This window comes from Streptomyces sp. ISL-1 (assembly GCF_018614585.1).
Classification (GTDB): domain Bacteria; phylum Actinomycetota; class Actinomycetes; order Streptomycetales; family Streptomycetaceae; genus Streptomyces; species Streptomyces maoxianensis.
On sequence record NZ_JAGGOI010000031.1, the window covers coordinates 203,352 to 225,142 of the forward strand.

Consider the following 21,791-nt stretch of genomic DNA (forward strand, 5'->3'; position numbering starts at 1 on the left):
GTGCGGCCAGAGGCCCGGCGCCGGGACGCGATGGTGCTTAACTGCTCAACAGGTACTGACCGGTGTCAGCCGCCCAGCCCGTCGGCAGCCTGCTTGATGTCCGCCGCGAAGGTGCTCACCTCGGTGTAGACACCGGGCTTGCCCGGGCGCGCGCAGCCCTCGCCCCAGCTGACGATGCCGACCTGGATCCAGGCACCCGCGTCGTCCTTGCGGAACATGGGACCGCCGGAGTCGCCCTGGCAGGTGTCGACGCCGCCGGTGTCCAGGACCCCGGCGCAGAGCTCTTCGCCGGGCGTCAGCTGGTCGCCGTACGCCGTCTGACAGGTGGCGTCGTCGATGAACGGGACCTTTGCCTTGAGCAGATAGCGCTGCTGGCTGCCGCCTTCCTTGTCCGCGCCCCAGCCGGCGATGTCGAAATCGCCGGTGTTGAGCTTGTCGTCCCCGGCGATAGGCAGGGTCGGCTGATCGATCGGCTTCTCGAGCTTGATCAGCGCCCAGTCCTTGCCCTTGCCGTTGTAGCCGGGTGCCTGGAGGACCTCGGTGGACTTCACGCTTATGGCGTTGGAGTCCTCCAGGTCGATGACGCCCGCAGTCGCGGTGATGCCGGTGTTCGGGCCGCTGCCATCGACGCAGTGGGCGGCGGTCAGCACGATGTCCTTGGCGTACAGCGCGCCGCCACAGCCCATGGACAGGCGGACCATGAACGGGAATTCACCCTGATCGGCCTTGGTTCCGCCGACGACCTTTGTGCCTACGTCACCGCGTGGGGTCGGTGCGGAGGCGGCGTTGGCCGCGCCGGGCTGGAGGCTGAAGGCGGCGAGGGCGACGGCACCGATCGCGGTGGTCGTCCTGAGGTGCTTCAGGTAGCTCTTCAATTGACTTCCTCTCGTGGGGGGTTTACGCAATGACGAGCTCATGCCAACCCCTGGAAATGGAAGTCGCCACCGAATGACGTGCGTTGGAAAATGGCAGCGCGCCGCAAGGCGTCCGAACCCAGTGGGGGATGAGTCCGCAAAGCGCCCTGCGATTATGTGTAACCGGCGACCGGAGTGACAAGGGTGCGCAAACCCTCAACTGCCCTTTGAACAAGGGCACGTTGGGGCCATACCGGTCGATCTCAACCGCTATTGGCGTAGGCTGTTACATGAGTGAGACGAAATCTCCGGAGAGCTGTGTCGTTGGTGCGCCGGGGCTGAAGTCGGCGGTGAGAGTCGGGTAATCCAGCCGGTAAGCGGTGCGAACACGGCGTTGTCGGACTGCAGCACGGCAGCGAGTCCGTGCTTGGTGACCAGGAAATCAACGAAGAGGTTGATCCATTGCCCCAGTGCGGCGCGGAGTTGCGCTGGTCGCCAGTAGGGCTGGACCGGCCTCGGTGCAGGCGTCGACCGGTGCTGGTGGGCGGCGATGATTGAGATCCGCTCGCGTCGGGAAGTGGCGGTAGATCGTGCCCATGCCGACGTCGGCCTTGGCCGCGATGTCGCGTACCGGCGCTTCCACGCCTGACGTGACGAAGACCGCGGCGGCCGCGTCGAGCAGTTCCTTGTTACGCCGGGCGTCCGCCCGCTTGGACTGGGCTGCGTGCCCTGCGCCCTCGTCGCTGTCGTTCACCGCGCCGCTTTCTCCGATACCGAGCTTGCCAAAGCGGAGCAACGTTCCGTATCGTAACCGGAGCAATGTTCCGCTTGCTCAGATGTCAGAGCAGGGGCCCGGCAACCAAGCCACGCATTGCCACCACGCTTCACCCGCAATGGAGGAACACGGTCATGCAGTACCGCACCTTGGGCCGCACCGGTGTGCAGGTCAGCTCCCTCGCGCTCGGCGCGATGAACTTCGGCAAGATCGGGCGTACCACCCAGGACGAGGCCACCGCTATCGTCGACGCCGCTCTCGAGCGCGGGATCAACGTCATCGACACCGCCGACATGTACAGCGACGGCAAGTCGGAAGAGATGGTGGGCAAAGCCATCGCCGGCCGCCGCGACGACGTAGTGCTGGCCACGAAGGTGAACATGCCCATGGGCGACGAGCGCAACCATCAGGGCAGTTCGCGCCGCTGGCTGGTCACCGAGCTCGACAACAGCCTGCGCCGCCTCGGTGTCGACCACGTTGATCTCTACCAGATCCACCGGTGGGACCCGAGCACCAGCGACGAGGAGACGCTGTCAGCCCTGACTGACCTGCAACGCGCGGGAAAGATCCGCTACTTCGGATCCTCGACCTTCCCGGCGTACCGCCTTGTGCAAGCACAGTGGGCCGCCCGCGAGCATCACCTGAGCCGTTACGTCACTGAACAGCCCAGCTATTCGATCCTGCAGCGCGGGATCGAGACCCACGTCCTGCCCGTGACCGAGCAGTACGGGCTCGGTGTGCTGGTGTGGAGCCCGCTGGCCTCGGGCTGGCTGTCGGGCGCGATCCGCGAGGGCCAGGAAATTACCACCAGCCGCTCCACATTCATGCCGCAACGCTTCGACACCACCATCCCGTCCAACCGGGCCAGGCTCGACGCCGTCGAGCAGCTGGCCAAGGTCGCCGACGAGGCCGGCCTGACCATGATCCAGCTCGCGCTCGGTTTCGTGACCGCGCACCCGGCCGTGACCAGCGCGCTCATCGGCCCCCGCACGCTGGACCACCTGCACTCGCAACTTGCCGCCGCCGACACCGTGCTCTCCGCCGACGTGCTCGACGCGATCGACGCGATCGTCGCCCCCGGTGTCGACCTGGCCGCACACGAAAAGTTCGACACTCCGCCGGCGCTGCTCGACCCGTCACTACGGCGCCGCTGATCGCATCGAAGGGCCGCCGGAGCCGGCTCAACACCACCCATGACTGAAAGAGGTATCTCTCGATGGGCGCATCAGGCATAGCGATTACGGATGGGCCCATGGGTGCGCCCACTCCAGTCGTCTCGGTGAAGCCGGTAGTGCTCTTGGCCCCGGGCCGTGGCGAGGATCTGGAAGTACGAGTGTCCGCGCCCCGATGGGGCGCGAATTGCCGATCATTGTTTTCACGCACGGCTTTGTCTGGTCGTTGAACGGCTGACGAACCCCGGCATCGACGTGGGGATCTCCTCTGCCAGCCACCGCTCTGCACCGGAGCCTCCCGGGTGAGGGACACCGTCGGCCGCATCGTGCGGTTCGAGCACCGCTATGCGCCCGCAGCCTCCAGGGGCCGGCTCCCGGGCGTCGTCCCAAGGCGCGCGCTCGGACGGGCGCCCAGCCCAGCCTTGTGCGGATCAGAACTGCTCGGGTTCCGGGACCACGTGTACCGCGGCCTCCTCCGCCGAGGCGGCGCCATCAATGCCGACATCCTTAGCGATCAGATCCTCCTCCAGATCGCGGTGGGCCCCCTCGTCAGGGGCCACGAGCCGGCCGGCGCGCTTCTCCCCGACCTCGTCGTCGATCAGCTCACCGTCGGTGTCCCAGGCGTCCCCAAGCCCATCGCCCGCCGGAACAGTGATGTCCGGTGCCTCTTCGGCCAGCCGCTCGTCCAGGCTCTCGCCCCGGCGCTGCTCTCCTGCAGTGGTGCCCACCCGCTCCACGGCCCACGGCCTCTCCGGCGGGGAGTACCCGTCGGAGAGGATCTGCAGCGCGGGATCCTCGAGCGTGTCCTCGGCGTCCAGCAGCCCGGCATCGTCCTGAACCTCGGACCCGTCCGGCTGGTAGACCTCGTCGCCCATGGAGCTCTCGCTCATGTCTCCTCCTCACGGCTCCGTACTTCCAGTTTCCGCCAGGTTGCGGCACCGGGCTCCCCGTGGAGCACAGGCCGTCGGGCGGGGTGGCTACACCCGCTGGGCATAAGGGGGGCAGCTCCGTCCGGCGGCCTCTGATCCCTCGACGCGGGGACAGAGGCCGGGGCCGAGAGTCGTGATCGCGCAAGACGGCTTGGAAACCGGCGAGGGCCTCTGCAGCGAGGAAGGGGCATCGAGATCACCGGTCGCGACGACCCCGCCTGGCAGCCGCACGTTGCCCCGAGGAGGGATCACGCAACCGATGTCTTCGCGGGGCCGATGTTCCTGTCGGCGCCGCGGGCCGACGGGGGGAGCGAGGTGGTCTCGTCCCATCAGTGGTCACACCCGGCGCACTGCACGTTCGCGGCCGCTGCCATCGTGAGAGCCGCTTGTGCTGGGCCCCAGCGGCCAATCGTCACGGGGTTGGGCCGAGCCTGACAGGTGATCAGCGAGAGGACTGTCGGTGCTTGTCAGGCCCAAGAACTTCATGAGTGGCCATCAGCTGTGACCAGCTGTGACCCGACGAAGCTCGGCATCCATCGCGAGTGAGACGCTCAGCCGCGTGATCAGCTGCTGATCGGTTCAAGCTTCGCGGAGCCACAGGTCCCAGAGTGGCGATACGCCGACTGGGCCCGGCTTCGCGCCGGTCAGAAAGGCATGCGGCGGCGGGCCCGGCGACCGGCCGAGCCGCTGCGGCTCACGGCGCGGGAAGGGGTGTGGAAGGGCTTGCTGAGGAGGCGGCCCAGGATGCCGGGCGCCTTGGAGCCGCCACGCGCGCCGGCGCCGAGCGAGCGTTGTGTGCCACGTTCGGGGTGGCGGGAGATACGGGGGACGAAGAAGGCCAGCACGGCCAGGACCACACACACACAGCAATGACGGCGACAATTATCATGAAAAGACTCCCTCGGGTTGGTGAGTGACAGGCGTCTGCCCCACCACGCCGTGCGTATGCGACCTGCGGTGTCCTGGCCCTGAGGTGACAGCCGACGTGGGCCCGCAGCCGGGACCTCACCGGTAGCCGTAGCCCGGCCCCGTGGTTTACAGGAACCGGCGGATGGGGGCGACGGCGAGCTCCCGCAACCGCTGCGCGGCGGAGCGTCTTTTCCAGCGGCCTTTCTCGATCCGCTCGCTGGCCTGCAGGTCCTCGTCGAAGTGCCGGTCCAGGGTGGCGGTGAAATCTTCGTCCAGGACGGCGAGCATGATCTCTTCGTCGTGGTCGAGGGAGCGGCGGTTGAAGTTGGAGGATCCGATCAGGCCGGCGACCTGGTCGACGGTGATGACCTTGGTGTGCAGCATCGTCGGCTGGTACTGGAAGATGCGCACTCCGCAGCGGAGAAGATCCTCGTAGTGGTTCTGGCCGGCCAGTTGGCAGACCCGTTTGTCGGTGTGGGGACCCGGGAGCAGGATCTCCACCTGGACGCCGCGGCGGGCTGCCGCGCACAACAGGTCGCTGAAGTAGGCGTCGGGGGCGAAGTAGGCGGTGGCCAGGCGGAAGCGTTCCTGGGCGGATTCGAGCATGACCCGTATCAGGGTCTGCATGTCCTGCCAGCCGAAGCTGGCCGAACCGCGCACGACCTGCACCACGGCGTCGCCCTGTGTCGCGTGGCCGGTGAAACGGTCCCGCGCGTCGAAGAGGGTGTCATGGCATTCGGCCCAGTTCTGCGCGAAAGCAGCGGCGATCCCGTCCACGGCGGGGCCGCGGACCTGGACGTGGGTGTCGCGCCACTCGTTCTCGTTGCGGGCGTTGCCACACCATTCCTCGGCGATTCCCACCCCGCCTGTGTAGGCCACAGCTTCGTCCACGACCAGCACCTTGCGGTGGCAGCGGTGATTCTGCTTGAGCGGGGAGAGGTACAGGGGCTTGCGGAACCACGCCACCTCGGCTCCGGCTCGGTCCATCAGATCCAGCAGGTCCTGTTCGATGAGCCGGCTGCCGAAGCCGTCCAGCAGCAGACGTACACGCACACCGTTGCGGGCCCGGTCGGCCAGCGCCTCGGCGAACTCGCGGGCTATGTCGCCGCGCCAGTACACGAACGTCATCATGTCGACTGTGTGCTCGGCGCTGCGGATGCTGTGCAGCATCGCCGCAAAGATCTCGTCCCCGTTGCGCAGCGGCAGAAGTGCGTTGCCTTCTGTGGCGGCGATTCCGATCAGCCGCTCCAGACGGCGCCGCATCCGAAGCTTGCGCTCCGCTGCTTGGGAGGGCTCCGGCGCGACGGTCTCCGGGGACACTTCTGGCTCGTTGCGTGTGCTCGTCAAGGCTCCACCTGACCGGTAGGGAAAGGCGGCCTCGTGGGTCCGGCAACCGCCGAGGCGTGCCGACTGTACACACGCACCACAAGCCGGGATACCGACCGGGTCAGGGAATAGCAGCGACTTCTTTCCCGGCCCGCGTGGATCAACCCTGAAACCTGCGTGCATGACCGTTCGGCGGTGGGGCACATGATTTCTCGGAGGTCGATAATCGTGGTTCCCCTGCTTCTGGTTCTACTTCTCGCGCTCATCCTTTTCGGCGCCGGCTTCGCACTGAAGGCGCTGTGGTGGATAGCGGTCATCATTCTCGTGGTGTGGCTGCTCGGATTCGTCGTGCGGCCGGCCGGCAGCGGCGGACGTCGCGGTCGCTGGTACCGCTGGTAGGCAGCCAGGTCACAGGGTGAGCCGGGCCGGAGATCTCCTCCGGCCCGGCCCACCTGCGTTCAGTGCGTCAAATCCCCGGTGGAGCCTGGCGGCGCGCCACGAAAAGGACAAAAAAGGCGGGAAGCATACCCATCTTTCCGGCGTAGAGAATAGAAAGTGCCCGGGACGGTCACTCAAGGAACCAGCGTCCCTTTGGGTAGTTGTCCCGGCCGCGTCGATTCTTACTGGAATTCCCTGGGAATGGTCCGCCTCGGCGGGGAAACCTGCTTGCCGCTGCGCGGCCTGAAGGGCGACCGGGGATCGATTACTCGGGCCTGGTCAGCGACCAGCCCGACACGTCGGCGAGCCGACCACGCCACGCCGGTACGGTGAAGGGCCCTTCTGCTCCCGCCAACGTCGCGTCGCGCAGGTGGATCCAGCGTGGCAGGTGTTCTGGTGCCTGCTCACCGATCACCTCGTCCAGGCTCTGGTCGACTGTCTCCGGGAACTCCGCGAGAAGCTGAGCTCCCTTTCCGCCCAGCCGACGCACGCTCTGCGCCCAATCGGCTTTCCATGCCTGCTGAGTGATGAGGTCTCCGTGCACGAGGCCCCCTGGGACGTGCAGGGTGATCGGCAGACTCGATTGCGGCTCCGCTTCCAATAGCCGGATCAGCAACTGGAGTTGGATGTCCAGCAAGGGCTCGACAGATACGACCGTCCCGCTCGCGGGCGCCTGCGGATCGGAGCCGGTCATGACATCTCATCCGTCTGATGCGCGGAAGTGGCCGTGGAATCCGTGGCCGGAACGGACCGTGCGGCTGTTGCGAGGGCCTCGTCGACGTTGTTGTGAATAGGCGTGGCAACGTTGAGGCCGGTGATCTCGAAGAGCCGTCGAACGGCAGGTGTGGGCGCGGCGAGGTGAAGATCCCCTGCTGTGTTGCGCGCTTCCCGACCGGCCTTGATCAGGACGTTCAGGCCCGATGAGTCCATGAATTGCAGATCTGAAAGGTCCAGAACGAGGTGTCTGCGTCCATGGAGGAACTGATTGGCCATGTGGTGGTGAAGTGACGTTGCGGTATCGATGTCCAGTTCGCCACCAATGGTCAGGATGGCGGTGTCGGTGTCGTGGATGACGACCTCGATGTTGAGGTTGGTCCCCTTGGAGGACATCCTGCGGCCTCTTCTCCGTTGGTTCATCGACTGACGCGTCCGCGCTGCCGTCGCCGGCGATCGACACCTCTTGTGCCGACACGCATTAGTTGTTGCGCGGCAAATGTTAGCCTGCGCCGCCCGCGAGGTACGAGGGGGTCATCGGCTGGTTCGTACGAGGTCCTCGTGCACTGCTTCGGTGCTGCCCGCGCGCGCCGCCTCGAGCTGAGCGGCGAACGCGAGGCCGAGGAACAGAGCGATCCCCGTGAGATTCGCCCATAGGAGAAGCGCTACGAACGCCGTAAGAGGCCCGTAGACGGCGCCGAAAGAGCCGCTGCGTTCGACGTAGAGCGCCAACAGCCAGGTCGCGGCGATCCAGAGGGCCAAGTGAACGGCCGAACCGAAGGCGAGCCAGGTATACCCCGGTTGGACACGGCGCGGCGACCACCGGAAGATGACGGCAGACGCCACCCAGGCCATGGTGATTCCGGCGGGGATCTGCAGCCAGTGCCACCACCCGGGCAGCGTGCCGCCGCCGAACGAGTCCACCACGGCGCCGGCGACCGTGTCACCGGCGACCAACACGAGGAAGCCGAGCGCCATGGGTGCCCCCGCCGCTGCCGAGAGCAGCAGGCTCCTGCCGTACTTGGCGGCGAAGGGACGGTCCCGCTCGACGCCGTAGATGCGGTTGGTGCCGCGCTCGATCTGGGCCATGGCCGACACCAGACTGAGCACGGCGAACGCAAGGCCCAGCCACATCGCGACGGCGCCCGCGGCATTCGTTCCGGCATTACGGCGCCCCTCCGCCAGGGCGTCCTCGATCAGTTGGGAGCTGGCGCCGGGTGCGATCCGCGTCAGCGTGAGTTCGACGGCGCGGCCGACGCTCTCGGTGTGGAGCGTCGTCGCCACGCCGACCAGAGCGATTGTGAAGGGCACCAAGGCAAGTGCCACCTGGAACGCCAGCGCACGCGAGTGGCTGAAGCCGTCGGCGTACCGGAAGCGAAGAAACGCGTCGACGAGCAGCTTCCGCCCGCCGTACTGTCTCAGCGCCGCCCATGCCTCGTCCCCGGAGAGTTCCTCCCCGGCCATGTCCCGCGTCTGCGGGACATGCTTTGCGCTGCCCATTCGTCTCCGCCCTCGTTTCTGCCGGCCCCCGCTGACGCAGGTCAGGAGCTCCCGGGCCAACCTGCCCGCGAAGCGGTTGATTATCAGTGATTGACTGCGTCGGTGAAACCGTGGGGGGTAAAAGCTGCAGGTGGGGCGCGGAGAAAGTGCCCGATGACGGGTATGTCACTGCCACACGGACTGTGCGAACCGCAGTGCCTGCCCGTCGACCGTCGATTTGCTTCGAATGACTCCCTGGGCCGCAGGAGACAGCATGCAAGGTGAACAGTCAGTCCCCCTGGGCCTTCGACGCGCCCCGGCCGCCGTTTCGCACTGGCTGCCGCCCGGGCGCGACGTGCTCAGCGCCTTGCGCCGCACGCCTGTGTCCGTCTGGACCGATGACGTCACCGACTGGGCCGCGGCTCTGACGTACTACGCGGTTCTGGCCCTCTTCCCGACCCTGCTCGTCACGGTGTCCTTCATCGGGATCGCCGATGCCTCGCAGACCGAGGCACTCATCAGGGGCGTGGCCGCGATCGTGCCTGCCACCTCGCGCCCGGTGCTGGAGAGCGCGCTGCAGGACATGGCGGGCCGTCACACGGCTGCATGGTTTCTCGCCGTTGTCGGAACAGCCGGCGCGGTGTGGTCCGCGTCGAGCTACCTCGGGGTGTTCCGCCGGGCGCTGCACGCGATGCACGGGGTACGGGACCAGGCCTCCGTGTGGCGGACGGCACCACGGATCGTCATCACCGCGTGCGTACTGCTGGGCGTCCTGGTCTCCAGCGCACTGGTGCTCATGCTCAGCGGCCGGCTGGCCCAGACGCTCGGCCAGGCCCTGGGAGTTGGCGGCGCGGCAGCCGTCACCTGGGACGTCATGAAGTGGCCTGTCCTGCTCTTTCTGGTGGCGACGATGGTTCTGGTGCTGTTCCGCTCGGGGCCCGCACAGACACGCGGTGTACGGCGCAGGGCGCTCGGCGGCGCCCTCGCCGTCGTCCTCTGGCTCGTCTCCTCCGCGGCATTCGCCCTGTACACCGCTCACGTCGGGACGTACGACCGCCTGTACGGGTCGCTCGCCGGGATCATCGTCTTCCTGGTCTGGCTTTGGGTGTCCAATCTCGCCCTGCTGACCGGTGCCCAGTTCAACGCGGAACTCGCCAAGGCCACGTCACGCTGAGCGCGGAGGAGTGCGTGCCGTACCTGTAGCTCGAAGCCGGGCGAGGCGATGGGGCATGCCGCGGGCGCTACGGGGCAACCGATGTGCGGGGCGACCCCGCCCCGAGTACCGCGACAACAGAGGGGATGCCGAAGATGGCTTCCAGGCTGTCCACGATCGTCCGTGAACTGCAGCGGCACGGGATCATGCGTCGACGTCGCTCCGCCCCGCCCTCCCGTATCGGGAGGGGCCCGCACGGCGTGTCGAAATTGGCTGTCGCCCGCCAGTTCGTTCAGGCTGTCCGCACCCGCGTCGGCTCGAGCCATCGCTGACGCCGGGCGCCGGTGAACACCTAGGCAGTCTCGTTTGGATCACCGGGCCGACCACAAGAAGATGCCTGCAACGTGGAGTCCGGCCAGGTAGATCGTCGCGGTGCGCCGGCCAGCGACGCCCAAGGAAACGACCGAAGTGCTGGCCGTCAAGCTTCGCTCATACGGCGGAGCCGGTCAGCGGTCGGGCGGGAACTGATCGCCGAACATCGGCAGGCCGCTGGCGGACTCAGCGTGGGTCGCCTCATCCTGTAGGACGTCCCAGTGTTCGGCGAGCTTGCCGTTTTCCATGCGTACCACGTCGGCCGCCAACGCCCATGGGAGAGCACCAAGTGCTCAACGGTCAGGTGGCCGCGGCGAGCGATCGGTCATCGAAGGCCGGTCCCTCGGCGGCAAGCGGTGGGCGGCATAGCCTGGGCCGACGGGGGCAGGCGCAGAGCGAGAGCGCTACGGTGGTTGCAGCGTGCATGTTGTTGGGCGCCAGTCTCGGCACTGGATGCCAGGATCTCGGGCTGTGGTGAGCGGGCGTACGGCGGCTGCGGCTTGGCCCGGCGGTCCGTAGCTTCTGCCACGCCGGGTCTCGGTTTCCTACATGAGAAGCGGGATGACGTGGACAAATTCGCTGCGGTGGAGCAGGCGCTGCGCACGGCCCCTCCCCACGCCCTGCTCGGCGTCGTGACGGAGGCGTTCACTGAGCACTACGGCGCGGAAAAGGTGGAGCTGAGGCTCGCCGACTACGGCATGCACAGCCTTCAGGCCGTGGAATCCGTGCCGTTCGTCACCGAACCGGTCCTGATCCACAACAGCCCGCAAGGCCGCGCCTTCGGGGCCCAGGAACCGGTGGTCACGAACGGTCTCGCCGACCGGTCGGTGGATGTGCACCTCCCGGTCACGATCCGCGGCGACCGGATGGGCGTGCTGTCCGCGCGGCTGCCGGAGGACGGCTATAGGCAGGCGCTTGTGCCGGAGATGCAGCACATCTGTGAGGCTCTGGGGCACGAGATCCTGGTTGCCGAACGCGACACCGACCTCTATGTTCTGGCCCGACGTGCCGCCCGGCTCACCCTTGCCGCGGAGATGCAGTGGCAGCTGCTGCCGGGCCACTCCTGCTCCCGCCCCGAGTTCTCCCTGGGTGCGCACCTGGAACCGGCCTATGCGATCTTCGGCGACAACTACGACTGGTCCGCCTCCGCCGACCACCTGACGCTCACCGTGAGCAACGGCATGGGGCAGGGCATCGATGCCGCCCTGCTCACCAACCTCGCCGTCAACGCCATGCGTAACGCGAGACGCGCCGGTCTCGACCTCGCAGGCCAGGCCACCCTCGCCGACCAGGCGGTCTACGCCCAGTACCAGGGCCGCGCCCATGTCTCCGTACTGCTGCTGCGCTTCAACCTCAGCACCGGTGACTTGGAAGCGGTCGACGCGGGCTCGCCCCGCTTGTGGCGGCTGCGCGACGGCACCGTGGACCCGATCTCCTTCGATGAGCAGTTGCCCCTGGGCATGTTCGAGGACACCGTGTACGCAGCCCAGCACTTCACAGTGCGTCCCGGCGACCGGTTGCTCTTCGGAAGTGACGGGGTGTATGACGCCGCTTCCCCCGTCGGGGAGCGCTACGGCGAGCGGGCGTTGGCCCGCTCGCTGACCGGTACGAGACTTCTCCCGCCGACCCAGGTCCCCGGTGCCGTGCTGCGTGAGCTTGCCGGATACCACGGGGAGACTCCGCTCGACGACGACGCACTGGTCGTCTGCCTCGACTGGAACGGACAACCCGACGGCGACTGACTGGTAACGCCCCGCTGTGGCGTCTTGCTTCGCTGCGCCGGCTGCGAGAGGGGAACGTCGAAGTCGAGCTGCCTCATGCCAATTGAACTGGAGGCGGCCCATTCACCGTCTGTGATACGGGCGCCCTTCTCTTCTCTTATATCTGGTTTGCGTGGCGATGCTGCGGGCAAACGGCGATCATCAGGCCTCTGTTCGAAAGGTGATTTCTATGCGCAAGAACGAAAAAACCCGGGCCAAGGTCGAGCAGGCTGAGGGAAAGGTAAAGGAAGGCGCAGGACGCGCCGTCGGAAATGAGCGGCTGACGGCCGAGGGACGAGCGGAACAGTCGCAGGGTGATGTGCGCGAAGCCAAGGAAAAGATGAAGGGCGGAGCGCGCAAGGCCAAGGATGCCTTCAAGCGATAGCGATGGCGATATCGCGCGACACGTGCCGCCGACCACTTCTGCGTGGTCGGCGGCACTGATGTCTGCGGACGCATACGCGGAAACTGTCCGGAGAAACATGGCGCATCGTGCGAGTATCGCTCCCTGTGCGGGGCATCCGGCATTTCGGAGGTGATGAGAAATGGTTCCCCTGCTTCTCGTCCTATTGCTTGCCCTCATCCTTTTCGGGGCCGGTTTCGCGCTCAAGGCCCTGTGGTGGATCGCCGTCATCGTGCTGGTGGTGTGGTTGCTGGGATTCGTGCTTCGACCCGCGGCTTCAGGCGGCCGACGGGGCCGCTGGTACCGCTGGTAAGAAATCCGGCCGGCCCGCGGGCACGCGCTGAGCAGCCTTTATCCGCACGCAATTCACCAATGGAAGGAATCCTCATGGACCCGAACCTCTGGGCCTACACCCCCACCTCCGGTCGCACGACGGATGCCAGCCTGATCGGCTACAAGGTCGAGGCGACCGACGGCAGCATCGGGAAGGTCGACAAGCACTCCGACGAAGTGGGCTCCGCGCACCTCGTGGTCGACACCGGTCCGTGGATCTTCGGCAAGCGTGTCCAGTTGCCTGCCGGCATCATTTCCAGCATCGATGCCGCCGCGGAGATCGTCTACGTCTCACGTACGAAGGACGAGATCAAGAACGCTCCGGAGTTCGACGAGGACCCGCACACCGATGACCGGGACTACCGCGAGAGGCTCGGCGGCTACTACGGCGGCTTCATGGGCTGACGGCTCATTCCAGGGTGGGGCAGACCGGAACGCGGTTCCGGTCTGCCCCACGTCTGTCTGATCCCCGTTTCGTGTGTCAGGCAGTCGACCGGAATTGATGGAGCGAGCGGTGCGGAGCAGTTCGCTTCTGCAGGCGACGTCAGGCGGACCGGACGTCCTTGGCCGCCAGTCTCCGCCGTGGGACAGCGCCTGCTCCCTCCAGTGCGCCCTGGAAGCCGCCGAGCCCCTTCAGGAGCGCTTTACGCTCCGAGGGCGTCATCGCGGCGATCACCGCCTGCAGTGCCTCCTGTCGCTGTGCCCTCAGGTCGCGCAAGTACGCCTTGCCGCTACTGGTCAGGTGCAGTTCCAGCTCCCGTCGGCTGACCGGGCTCGGCAGCCGCTGGACGAACCCGAGGGCCTCCAGCCGATCGCACAGCCGGCTCACCGACGGCGCTGCGGAGCCCAGCAGTTCGCCCAGCGTACGGAGGTTGATGCCGTCCTCCCGGTCCAGGCTGTACAGCACGCGAAGCTGGGACGGCGACACGGGGGTTGAGGACGCCATGTCCTTGCCGCGCTCCCACAGCACCTCAAGGAGCTCGATGACCTCGCGCGCCGCCCGAGCGGTTTCCTGCGGCCGGCTCTGAGGGGAAGCGGGGTTCGCTTCCATATCTAGCGACACTCCGAATCAGACGTCCTCGGCCGGTGGCGCCGGCCCTGTGCCGGGGTCCCCTTCTCCATATTTCTCCAGAAAGCGCTATTGGTTGGGTGGAACGACGCGTGAGGGTGGGACTCGCTTTGCGCGGAGCCCCCGGCACATGGCTTGCTGTACTCCCTCCGCGTCAACCTCGCGCGCTACTTTGCTGCAACAGCGACCGATGATCGTGACATCGAGCCTGGCCGGAGAGTCTTCTCCGCACAACAATCATAACTTTCCACTCCACGGTTCACGGCGTACCTCCCTGTGACGGTTCGACGCGACAGGTGTGGGGTTTTTGTGGTCACGTTGCCGGGGTACGTAATTCTCCAGATGTGCTCGAGCAGCTCGCCGCCACCACACGGCTGTGCAACGCGAAGCACGGCCGCAGCGCCCGCTCACCCTGGCTGCCGAGATGCGGTGGCAGCTGATGCCGACCGCTCGTGCTGACGCGAGGAGTTCGACCTTCAGCCGTACTGTCCGCAGGTCGGGCTGCGGGAGGCGCCGCGCACGGCGCCGCGCACGGCGCCGGGCCGGAGAGGCGGACTGGTGGTCTGCCTGGGACCGGTCCTGAGGCCGGCAGACGCGGCGCAGCGGTCCGCCTGTGGGTTCTGGCCTCGCGGTAGTGAGCGACTCCCAATTCGGCGCGTCGTTGCCGAACTTGATTGAGCCCCCCGAATAGATGCTTCGTGCTGCTGCCGACCGTGTGCGTGACTTTGGTGTCACGCGGGAGAACAGGGGAAGGCGAGTGAGTAAGCAGGCCGTACGGAGAGTACTCACCGCTGGCGCCGCACATGAGTCCCGGTTTCCGAGGACGTGCGGAAGCCATTCCGGAAACGGAGGAAGGTGCGTGATGATCATTACCTCGGCGGATGCAGATATCGGCGATGCCCGTCGTGCCACGTCGGAATTCGTCGGGCAGGTCTGGTCGCACGCGGCCGTCGACGATGTGGTCCTGGTGGTTTCCGAACTGGTCACCAACGCCGCGAAGCACACGGTCGGTTGGTGGCGGCTGAGGGTCCAGGTCCAACGACAGAGGCTGGTTGTGGACGTCGAGGACTCCAGCTGGGCTCCACCTGTCTCCCGGGCGCCCGACCTCGGTGCGGCAGGCGGACGGGGCTGGCCCATCGTGCAGCATCTGGCCGGCAGCGTCGAGGTGCTGCGAGGCTCCAGTGGCAAGACGGTGCGCGCGAGTTGGTTCTGCTCATAGGCCGAGGAGTGCTGTCACGAAGTAGTCGGCGTCCTTCGGACGGTCGCCGGAGGTCCCGCGGTTGCGCGGTGCAGGCTCCAGATGGGGAATGTGTTTGGAGCAGTGCACGTACGCCTCTTCCACCACGATGTGGACCCACAGGTCCGCGCGCCGCCCGGGTGCGCTGTCGAGGGGGAGGTGCGGGTAGGCCGACCGCTGGTCCACATCGCGGTTCAGTCGTGCGGTTCCGTTGATGTGCAGACCGATGTGATGGTGCGTGAAGTCGAGAAACATGAGGCCGATGTGGGGGTTCTCGGTGATGTTCCCGGCGCTGGCCATCACACCGTTTCCGCGGTACTCGGGGTATGTGAGGGTTCGGTCGTCCAGGACGCTGACGAAGCCGGCAGGGCCGGCGCGGAAGCTGCTGTCGCAGGCGCCGATTGCGTCGGCGGTGGAAAGGAACACCATGTTCTGGCGGCCTATGAACTCGCGCATCGACGGGGTCAGCCCGCTGTGCACCTGGCGGTCGTAGAAGCCTGAGGCCTGCTCCTCGGTGCCGAGCCGACGCTGCAACTCGTGCTCCCCCGCAGAGCCGTGGGGCATGTGGTGATGGGTCACGGAGGTATGCCTCTTCTTGTTGGACGTGAGCGGTTTCCAGCGGAGCGTTCAAACGGGCATATCGGGCGGGCCGTGATGGATCAGCGACGGCGGAACACCCCAAGCCGTGAGCGCCTCCGCCGCCGCCATGATTATGCCGGGAGGCTCCCCGCTGAGGAATGCTCGGTACCTGCCCCAGCGGCCCTCACCACAGAATGCCTACGTTGCGCGTGACACGTGAGCCGACGTTCTCATGGCCGGCCCTTCAGCGGAACCGGTGCGGGGCAAGCCACTTGATTCGCTCCCCGTCACCCCTGCGCCGGATCATGACCTTTATCCGCGGCCCGTGCCGCCCGGACGAGTCGATCGAATTCCGTCCTTGTCCGACAGTCTTTTGAGTAGGGTGGCGGCGATCGAGGAGGGGAGATCACGGATGTCCGAGTTAGTGACAGCTGCTGCTGTCATCGCTCCGTTCATCAGCACCGCCGCCGCATCCTTCACAGGCGCCGTGGTTGAGTCGGCTCAGACGAGGATCGCGGACAGTGCAGTGGATCGTGGCCAGAGGTTTCTGGCCCGGCTGTTGAACCGCGGAGCCGACGATCCGCCACAGACGCCGCAGGAAACGGATGCGGTCGCGGTCATCGAGCGTCTCGAGGGCGAGGACCGAAAGATTCTGGCAGCTGCCGTCGGGAAATGGCTCGTCGAGGAAGGCGACTTGAGTGCCGAGGCCCTCAGTCGGCACATCGAGCGGGCGCATGAGACGTACCACTCGGGTGACACGTTCCATGTGACTTCCCACGGCGAGGGCGCGGCCGCAATTGGCAAGGTCCACACGGCGAACTTCACTTACAACCCCCGCCCGGAGCGGGAGGCCCGCAGTTGACCGACGACCGCCGTGGTGACGATGTACAGGTCGCGTCCCATGGCGAGGGCGCACCCGCCATCGGTAAGGTCGGCAAGCTCTTCCTCAGCGTGTTCGTGGGCGATCCCGCCGAATTCATCGGCAACGTCAAACGCTGGAGCGGCTGGAACTGGCCACCGTTCTTCCTGGTGATCACCTTGGGCGCGGTCGCTCTGATCATCGCTCCTGGAGGGCCGACGGATCAGTTCTTCTGGGTATACGTCGCCATCGGCACCGCGGTGGTCGTGGCCTTCTGCCGGGTGATCGGTGTGGGCAGCCGCGACTCGTCCGCCGTGTGGCGCGCGCTGATGACAGGAGGGTCGCTGCTGCTGGCGGTCCTCGGGATCGTGGGAATGGATCACCTCGCGGACCACGGCGAGGTCGATGTGACGGGCCGCACGCGCATCTCGCCTGCCACGGGAACGAATGGATCAAGACTGCGCGTCGTGGTGAATGCGCCCCCGGAGCGCGCTCAGCTGCGCCTGGTGCTGACGGTCGCGGACGCAGTACCGGGAGCACAGTCGTGCACCCCTGACACCGAGATGGCGCTCCAGCTCCCCAACAACGCGAACACCCTCGTTGCCGACGTCACGAGTGGACAGCCGGTCGAGTTCCCGCTGGGCGGTCTGCGGGACCGGATTGTCGTCGACGTCGACCTGCTGACCGAGGACGGATGTCGCATGAGTGTGTCCGTGGCCGAAGCGGCACTCCATGACTGAAAGGGCCGGCCATGTCTCGAATTCCCTTAACCCAAAGGCGCATCCGGCCGTCTTCCTCGCGTCTCACGCCAGGAGTCGCCGTCTCACTCTTCGCCCTCGTGGGGCTGCTCTCGTGTTCCGCGGAGCCGGAACCCGAGTTCCTCGGCAGAGAGAGAGTCACCGTCGCGATGCACAACGACCTGCCAGGTCTGTCCTACGTCGACGACCACGGCCATTCCGGACTGGACTATCTGCTGTTCAAGCACGTCAGAGAAGAGCTGGACGTCGAGTTCAGCGACCCGGTCCCGGTGTCGTCCCGGGACCGTATAGCTCAATTGGTCTCAAAGCGCGCCGACATGACGATCGCTTCCTTCTCCATAACCCCGCAGCGCATGCTCGAGATCGATTTCGTCGGTCCCTACCTGAAGACGTGGCAGGGCTTCCTTGTGGGACCGGACGGCGCCGACGTGCAGACAATGGACGATCTGCGCGGCAAGCGCGTCTGCACATGGGACGGAACCACGTCCCAGGAGACCGTGGACGACACCAGGATCACCTCGGAGTGGGAGCCAGTGGTCAAGGATGACGCTTCCGACTGCATCGAGGCTCTCCTCGGCGGTCAGGTTGCCGCCGTGTCCACGGACCAGACGATCCTCTACGGCTTCGCCCAGCACCATGCCAAGGACGGCTTGCGTGTCGTGCCGGACCTGAAGGTGGGAGCGCCGCAGTACTACGGGATCGGGATACCGAAGGGGCACCGCGGGGACTGCCTCGAGCTCGCCGCGTGGCTGAAGACATACGTGGGCAGCAGTACTTGGAGCAAGGACATCGACACCTCCTTGCCTCTCCTCGCGGAAGGCGACCCTGAACGGATCAACGAGCACAAACCGAGCACCGACGCCATCGATGCCCGATCGTGCCGTGACAAGGCGAGTCCCTGACGGCTCCGGGCCGCCCGGGGCCGCGCGCCTCCGCGGGCGGCAACCCCATCCCCCCGCAGACCTGCTTGTCTTCGTCATCGGACTGACCGTCAGTTGGCTGCTCTGCGCCTGACTACCTGGGGTAGTGAGTCCTTGTCCGGGTCGAGTGGGGCAGTGGGGCACATATCGGCCGCGTTCTCGGACAGGTGCCGCCATCCGACCAGACAGGTCGGTTGTCGTGGGCCGGGCTACGAGGCCGGGCCCGCTGGGCACCGTTCCGAAAGCCTGACCGGCCGCCCCGTGGACCGCGCGGTGCGAGTCCGCGCTGCACGACCGCCGGGGCGGTACGCGCAAGCGGGAGGCGGGCGCCGGACCGAACCACCGGCTGGTCTCGGCGAGCGGTACGCCTGGGGTGGGGGAGCGGACCTCGTCGGGGGCCAGCTGCACCAGCACCAGCACCAGCACCAGCACCAGCACCAGCACCAGCCCCTCGCCCTTGGCCAAGCCGGGTCCTGTGAACGTTGGGCCTGGCGGCTGTCTCCTCGGCTGGAGCGCCTTGACGACGAGCGAGCAGGGCTTGGCAGCGAGATCCCCTTTGGCTGCCAGATACTACGAGCTGCCAAGCTGATCGTTGATCGACTCGTACGCGTTGAAACCGACCACCTCGATCGCGCCGGGGTGCTCCAGCGGCAGGGTTGTCCGGATCGGCGTCAGCGACCTCGGTGAGGGCCCCATCGGGGGCTCCCGGCTGCGTCCGGTCTCGTGCTGCCGCATCCGCTGCCCGCACGCCTTGCGGATCTTCCGGTTCCGCACCCGGGCGAAGTCTTCGACGTGGTTTTGCCGGAAGCCGATGGCGTGGGACTTTGTGGTGGGCTCCGCCTGGAGAGGGATGCTGACCAGGGCGGATTCGATCGCGGTTGAGAGCCGGGATGGCATCTGCGGTCCACCTACCGGCCCCGTGACCAGCCGTACGAGCGGCGGCGGCGGGTGGCGCGGGGAGCTGCTCCGCCCCGGCCTCGAGACCCTGTGGTGCGGGACGCGGTCCGGGGAAGCTGCGTACGGATTGGCGCAGAGGGAACAATCGGGAGCGGCTCGCGGTTCCTCTATGTGTGGCTGCGGAGGGGACAGTGTCCCCGGGCCCTACCTATAGCCCATGGGGAAGATCGTTCGGCTGAAGCCCCATGGAGCCTTTCGCCGAGAGGCGACCGCCCTCCGCCAGTCACCACGTACGGCCCCGGCAGGCCTCCTCAAGTCCTCAGCCGGGGCCTTCTCTTGCGTCGGAGTCCCGGCGATCACTCGTGCCGGTGACCCGGACGTGTACCGCAGCCCGGCTGGTGGGTGCCACGAGAGGCTGGGCGGATGCGTCCGCGGATCCTGCCTGCGCCTGGCGGTGCCTGTCTCTGTGACGGGCTGCATGTCCGTGCCGCCTGCCCGGAAGCCCGTGCCGCCGAGTGTCGCGCCGACGGGGGAGCGGGCGCCGGCCCGCTCATCGCGTCCTGGAGTCGGGTGCGTCTCAGCTCGCTACCGCCGCGTTCCGGTTCCGCGGAGTGCCGGAGTGCCGGAGTACGACGGGCGGTGCGCGGCCTTCCTCTCGGCCGGGGGGCAGGTCCCAGCGAGGCGGTCGCGCCTGGGGGTACCTCACGCTGCTCCGCTGCCGCATACCCCGTCCTGCCGTGCACGCTCCGCAATGACGGGGGCGGTCTGCCTCATCGAGCCCGGGGTGAGAGTCGACCCGGCTGCCTGATGGCCGGTCAAGAGAGTTTGGGCAAGCTACCGATGAGCAAGTCGGCGGACCGAAGAGGCGCGGGAGGCGCGATGTGGCATGACCTGATGAGTGCGGGCATCCCGTACGGCGAGAAGGCAGTGCGCACCGTGCTGGTCTATCTCGTGATCCTGGTGCTGCTCCGGTGGGGCGGGAAACGGGATCTCGCTCAGCTCAATACCTTTGATCTGGTAGTCATGCTGTTGCTGGCCAACGTGGTGCAGAACGCCATCATCGGTCCCGACAATTCCGTGGCCGGAGCCGCCTTCGGGGCTGCCGTACTGCTCGTGGTGAACGCCCTCCTGGTCCGGGTAGCCTCGCTGTCCAGCCGGTTCGGCCGCCTGCTCGAGGGATCGCCCGTCGTTCTCGCGCGCGACGGGCAGTGGCTGCCCTCAGCGGTCAAACGCAGCGGACTGAGCCGCGCGGACCTGGATGTCGCGGTGAAACGGCAGGGCGGCGACGATGTCTCCGAGACCACCGCGGTCAGCCTGGAGCCGGGCGGTTCGCTGCTGGTCAGCCTGCGCGAGGGCGACCAGGCCGCTGACAAGAACGACGTCGCCGCGCTACGAGCCGAGATCGCCGCCCTGCGGCAGGAGCTCGCACACCTCGGTCCCGGATCCGGTTCCGCCGGGGGGCCAAACTGACGCACCCCCTTCCGCCCAGGCGCTGGAGGTCTGCGGGCAGTTCTGTCAGGGGGTGGGTTTCGGCGCCACCATGGACTTCCGCTCTCCGCTTCAAGGGCGGGGATTCCTGCCATGGTCGCTGACCGTCTCGGTGGGTTCCTGCTTCGACGCGCTGTGCCGGGATGAGTCCCGGTCCTACTTACGCTCCACAGGCTGACCCGGCCAGTCCGGCGGCCTTGGCGACCCCCCTTTCACTGCGAGGACCGCCGCATCGATCACTGGAGTGGGTAGTCGGCGGTTTGGACGGGCGGCAGGCTCAAGTGCGCCAGGTCGGGTGGTGCTGGAGTGTTTTGCGGCCACAGCGGTGCGGCTTCCCCGTCGGCGGCCGCCGCTGGGGCGTCGGTCAGCCTCATTCGCTCGCGCAGACGTCCGTAGAAGTCGGTGGGCCCGAGCCTTACGGCTCGGAGGGGGCGCGGTGCGGCATAGACGCCGATCCACTCTCCGGGCCGGAGTACGCCGCCCAGTTGGCCGTCGATGCTGACCGCTGCGTGGCCTGAGCGTTCGAGGAGGCGCAGTGCGATGGGTTCGTCGGGGGCGGCGATGACGGAGCGGTTGAAGGCCATGTGGGGAGCGACGGGGGTGAATACCAGTGCCTCGGCGCGTGGCGAGATGACCGGTCCGCCGGCGGCGAAGCTGTAGGCGGTCGAGCCGGTTGGTGTAGCGACCATGACCGCGTCGGCAGAGTATGAGGCCAGCAGTCTCCCAGCGAGGTAGACGCCTACCGATACCTGATGATCTCGCGCTAGCTTCTCGAGGACGACGTCGTTGAGCGCGGTCGCATTCAAGGCGATACCCCAGCCGCCGCCCACTTCGCATTCTGCGCGTACAGGGGGTGGTGGCAGAAGCGGGCCGCGGCCGTAGCGCAGTAGGGATTCCATGCCGTCGGGCAGTTCCAGGGGGCACGAGGCGCGCATCGTGAGCAGCATGCGGCTGTCAATGGTGACGCGTTCCTCGTGGACGGCGTCCAGTGCCAGTCGTACGTCCTGGACGGGTACCTCGGTCAGGAAGCCCACGCGTCCGAGATCGACACCGAGCACAAGGGCATCGTTCGCGGCGGCCAGGCGGGCGCCGCGCAGGAACGTGCCGTCTCCTCCCAAGGTGACGATGAGGTCGGGGTCGCTTGCGGCATCGAGTTCCTCTTGGGCGCTGTGCCGCCGTTCGCCTACGCGCCACAGGTCTATGTCCGTGCAGCGGACGCCGCGGCTGTCGCACCAGGCACGAACCACCCGGGCTGCATCGACAGCTTCAGGGTGCCCTTCGTGGACCACGAGTCCGACTCGTGCCACTGCCATGTTCCGTCTCCTTATGTGTGAGTGCGACGCGGCCCGCCGGGACAGGGGCGATTC

22 protein-coding genes and 3 pseudogenes are annotated in these 21,791 nt (G+C 67.0%); 13 read left to right on the top strand and 12 right to left on the bottom strand.

From position 1 onward, the window contains the following. Nucleotides 1-65: 65 nt before the first annotated feature. Nucleotides 66-875, bottom strand: coding sequence for a trypsin-like serine protease (locus J7E87_RS22350; RefSeq protein ID WP_215096264.1), 810 nt, complete (start codon nt 873-875; stop codon nt 66-68). 327 nt (nt 876-1,202) lie between these two features. Beyond that, a pseudogene (locus tag J7E87_RS22355) lies at nt 1,203-1,608 on the bottom strand (TetR/AcrR family transcriptional regulator); the annotation flags it as partial. Nucleotides 1,609-1,763: 155 nt separating this feature from the next. Between J7E87_RS22355 and J7E87_RS22360 the strand changes: the two are divergent. Continuing rightward, nucleotides 1,764-2,783 carry an aldo/keto reductase gene (locus J7E87_RS22360; protein ID WP_215096265.1) on the top strand — a complete coding sequence of 340 codons (1,020 nt, stop codon included), beginning with the start codon at nt 1,764-1,766 and terminating at the stop codon, nt 2,781-2,783. Nucleotides 2,784-2,845: 62 nt separating this feature from the next. Further along, nucleotides 2,846-3,036, top strand: a pseudogene (locus J7E87_RS35270) (chlorophyllase); the annotation flags it as partial. A 196-nt stretch (nt 3,037-3,232) separates the two neighbouring features. Here J7E87_RS35270 and J7E87_RS22365 read toward each other — a convergent pair. The 3 genes and pseudogenes from J7E87_RS22365 to J7E87_RS22375 form a co-directional block, all read right to left on the bottom strand. Beyond that, on the bottom strand, nt 3,233-3,691 hold the full coding sequence (locus tag J7E87_RS22365; protein WP_215096266.1) for a DUF5709 domain-containing protein: 459 nt from the start codon (nt 3,689-3,691) through the stop codon (nt 3,233-3,235). 683 nt (nt 3,692-4,374) lie between these two features. Then, nucleotides 4,375-4,619, bottom strand: a pseudogene (locus tag J7E87_RS22370) (DUF6411 family protein). Between the two features lie 146 nt (nt 4,620-4,765). After that, entirely contained in the window at nt 4,766-5,902 is a 1,137-nt protein-coding gene (locus J7E87_RS22375; RefSeq protein WP_215096382.1) for a phosphatidylserine/phosphatidylglycerophosphate/cardiolipin synthase family protein, read from the bottom strand. 291 nt (nt 5,903-6,193) lie between these two features. Between J7E87_RS22375 and J7E87_RS22380 the strand changes: the two genes are divergently transcribed. Continuing rightward, nucleotides 6,194-6,364 carry a hydrophobic protein gene (locus J7E87_RS22380; RefSeq protein WP_215096268.1) on the top strand — a complete coding sequence of 57 codons (171 nt, stop codon included), beginning with the start codon at nt 6,194-6,196 and terminating at the stop codon, nt 6,362-6,364. Between the two features lie 304 nt (nt 6,365-6,668). Here J7E87_RS22380 and J7E87_RS22385 read toward each other — a convergent pair whose 3' ends face one another. The 3 genes from J7E87_RS22385 to J7E87_RS22395 form a co-directional block, all read right to left on the bottom strand. Further along, a complete protein-coding gene (locus tag J7E87_RS22385; protein WP_215096269.1) occupies nt 6,669-7,097 on the bottom strand; it encodes a hypothetical protein in 429 nt (142 codons plus the stop codon). Beyond that, nucleotides 7,094-7,513, bottom strand: coding sequence for an STAS domain-containing protein (locus J7E87_RS22390; RefSeq protein ID WP_215096270.1), 420 nt, complete (start codon nt 7,511-7,513; stop codon nt 7,094-7,096). The genes J7E87_RS22385 and J7E87_RS22390 overlap by 4 nt, the downstream gene beginning before the upstream one ends. Nucleotides 7,514-7,651: 138 nt before the next feature. Beyond that, entirely contained in the window at nt 7,652-8,617 is a 966-nt protein-coding gene (locus J7E87_RS22395) for a YihY/virulence factor BrkB family protein (protein ID WP_215096271.1), read from the bottom strand. Between the two features lie 253 nt (nt 8,618-8,870). Here J7E87_RS22395 and J7E87_RS22400 point away from each other — a divergent pair, with 253 nt between their 5' ends. The 5 genes from J7E87_RS22400 (at nt 8,871) to J7E87_RS22420 (ending at nt 13,022) form a co-directional block, all read left to right on the top strand. Then, entirely contained in the window at nt 8,871-9,770 is a 900-nt protein-coding gene (locus tag J7E87_RS22400; protein WP_215096272.1) for a YihY/virulence factor BrkB family protein, read from the top strand. Between the two features lie 917 nt (nt 9,771-10,687). Further along, nucleotides 10,688-11,863: a PP2C family protein-serine/threonine phosphatase gene (locus J7E87_RS22405; protein WP_215096273.1), complete on the top strand. Its 1,176-nt coding sequence runs from the start codon at nt 10,688-10,690 to the stop codon at nt 11,861-11,863. A gap of 208 nt (nt 11,864-12,071) precedes the next feature. Continuing rightward, on the top strand, nt 12,072-12,266 hold the full coding sequence (locus J7E87_RS22410; RefSeq protein WP_215096274.1) for a CsbD family protein: 195 nt from the start codon (nt 12,072-12,074) through the stop codon (nt 12,264-12,266). 160 nt (nt 12,267-12,426) lie between these two features. Further along, complete coding sequence (locus tag J7E87_RS22415; RefSeq protein ID WP_215096275.1) at nt 12,427-12,597, top strand: hydrophobic protein; 171 nt, start codon at nt 12,427-12,429, stop codon at nt 12,595-12,597. Between the two features lie 74 nt (nt 12,598-12,671). Further along, nucleotides 12,672-13,022: a PRC-barrel domain containing protein gene (locus J7E87_RS22420; protein WP_215096276.1), complete on the top strand. Its 351-nt coding sequence runs from the start codon at nt 12,672-12,674 to the stop codon at nt 13,020-13,022. Nucleotides 13,023-13,161: 139 nt separating this feature from the next. Here the strand turns inward: J7E87_RS22420 and J7E87_RS22425 are convergent, their stop codons facing one another. Further along, nucleotides 13,162-13,668, bottom strand: coding sequence for a MarR family transcriptional regulator (locus J7E87_RS22425; protein WP_215096277.1), 507 nt, complete (start codon nt 13,666-13,668; stop codon nt 13,162-13,164). A gap of 880 nt (nt 13,669-14,548) precedes the next feature. Here J7E87_RS22425 and J7E87_RS22430 point away from each other — a divergent pair. Further along, nucleotides 14,549-14,905, top strand: a complete 357-nt coding sequence (locus J7E87_RS22430) for an ATP-binding protein (protein WP_215096278.1) — start codon at nt 14,549-14,551, stop codon at nt 14,903-14,905. Here J7E87_RS22430 and J7E87_RS22435 read toward each other — a convergent pair. Next, nucleotides 14,900-15,487: a pyridoxamine 5'-phosphate oxidase family protein gene (locus J7E87_RS22435; RefSeq protein WP_215096279.1), complete on the bottom strand. Its 588-nt coding sequence runs from the start codon at nt 15,485-15,487 to the stop codon at nt 14,900-14,902. The two genes, J7E87_RS22430 and J7E87_RS22435, sit on opposite strands and share 6 nt — an antisense overlap. Nucleotides 15,488-15,860: 373 nt before the next feature. Between J7E87_RS22435 and J7E87_RS22440 the strand changes: the two genes are divergently transcribed. The 3 genes from J7E87_RS22440 (at nt 15,861) to J7E87_RS22450 (ending at nt 18,021) form a co-directional block, all read left to right on the top strand. Continuing rightward, a complete protein-coding gene (locus tag J7E87_RS22440) occupies nt 15,861-16,364 on the top strand; it encodes a hypothetical protein (RefSeq protein WP_215096280.1) in 504 nt (167 codons plus the stop codon). Next, nucleotides 16,361-17,101, top strand: a complete 741-nt coding sequence (locus J7E87_RS22445; protein ID WP_215096281.1) for a hypothetical protein — start codon at nt 16,361-16,363, stop codon at nt 17,099-17,101. The genes J7E87_RS22440 and J7E87_RS22445 overlap by 4 nt, the downstream gene beginning before the upstream one ends. Before the next feature lie 98 nt (nt 17,102-17,199). Continuing rightward, on the top strand, nt 17,200-18,021 hold the full coding sequence (locus J7E87_RS22450) for a transporter substrate-binding domain-containing protein (RefSeq protein ID WP_308313011.1): 822 nt from the start codon (nt 17,200-17,202) through the stop codon (nt 18,019-18,021). 588 nt (nt 18,022-18,609) lie between these two features. Here the strand turns inward: J7E87_RS22450 and J7E87_RS22455 are convergent. After that, nucleotides 18,610-18,936 (bottom strand): hypothetical protein, encoded by a 327-nt coding sequence (locus tag J7E87_RS22455; RefSeq protein ID WP_215096283.1) that lies wholly within the window; start codon nt 18,934-18,936, stop codon nt 18,610-18,612. 894 nt (nt 18,937-19,830) lie between these two features. Between J7E87_RS22455 and J7E87_RS22460 the strand changes: the two genes are divergently transcribed. Next, nucleotides 19,831-20,406: a DUF421 domain-containing protein gene (locus J7E87_RS22460; RefSeq protein ID WP_251017812.1), complete on the top strand. Its 576-nt coding sequence runs from the start codon at nt 19,831-19,833 to the stop codon at nt 20,404-20,406. Between the two features lie 254 nt (nt 20,407-20,660). Here J7E87_RS22460 and J7E87_RS22465 read toward each other — a convergent pair whose 3' ends face one another. Then, nucleotides 20,661-21,737 carry an NAD(+)/NADH kinase gene (locus J7E87_RS22465; protein WP_215096285.1) on the bottom strand — a complete coding sequence of 359 codons (1,077 nt, stop codon included), beginning with the start codon at nt 21,735-21,737 and terminating at the stop codon, nt 20,661-20,663. Nucleotides 21,738-21,791 lie beyond the last annotated feature (54 nt).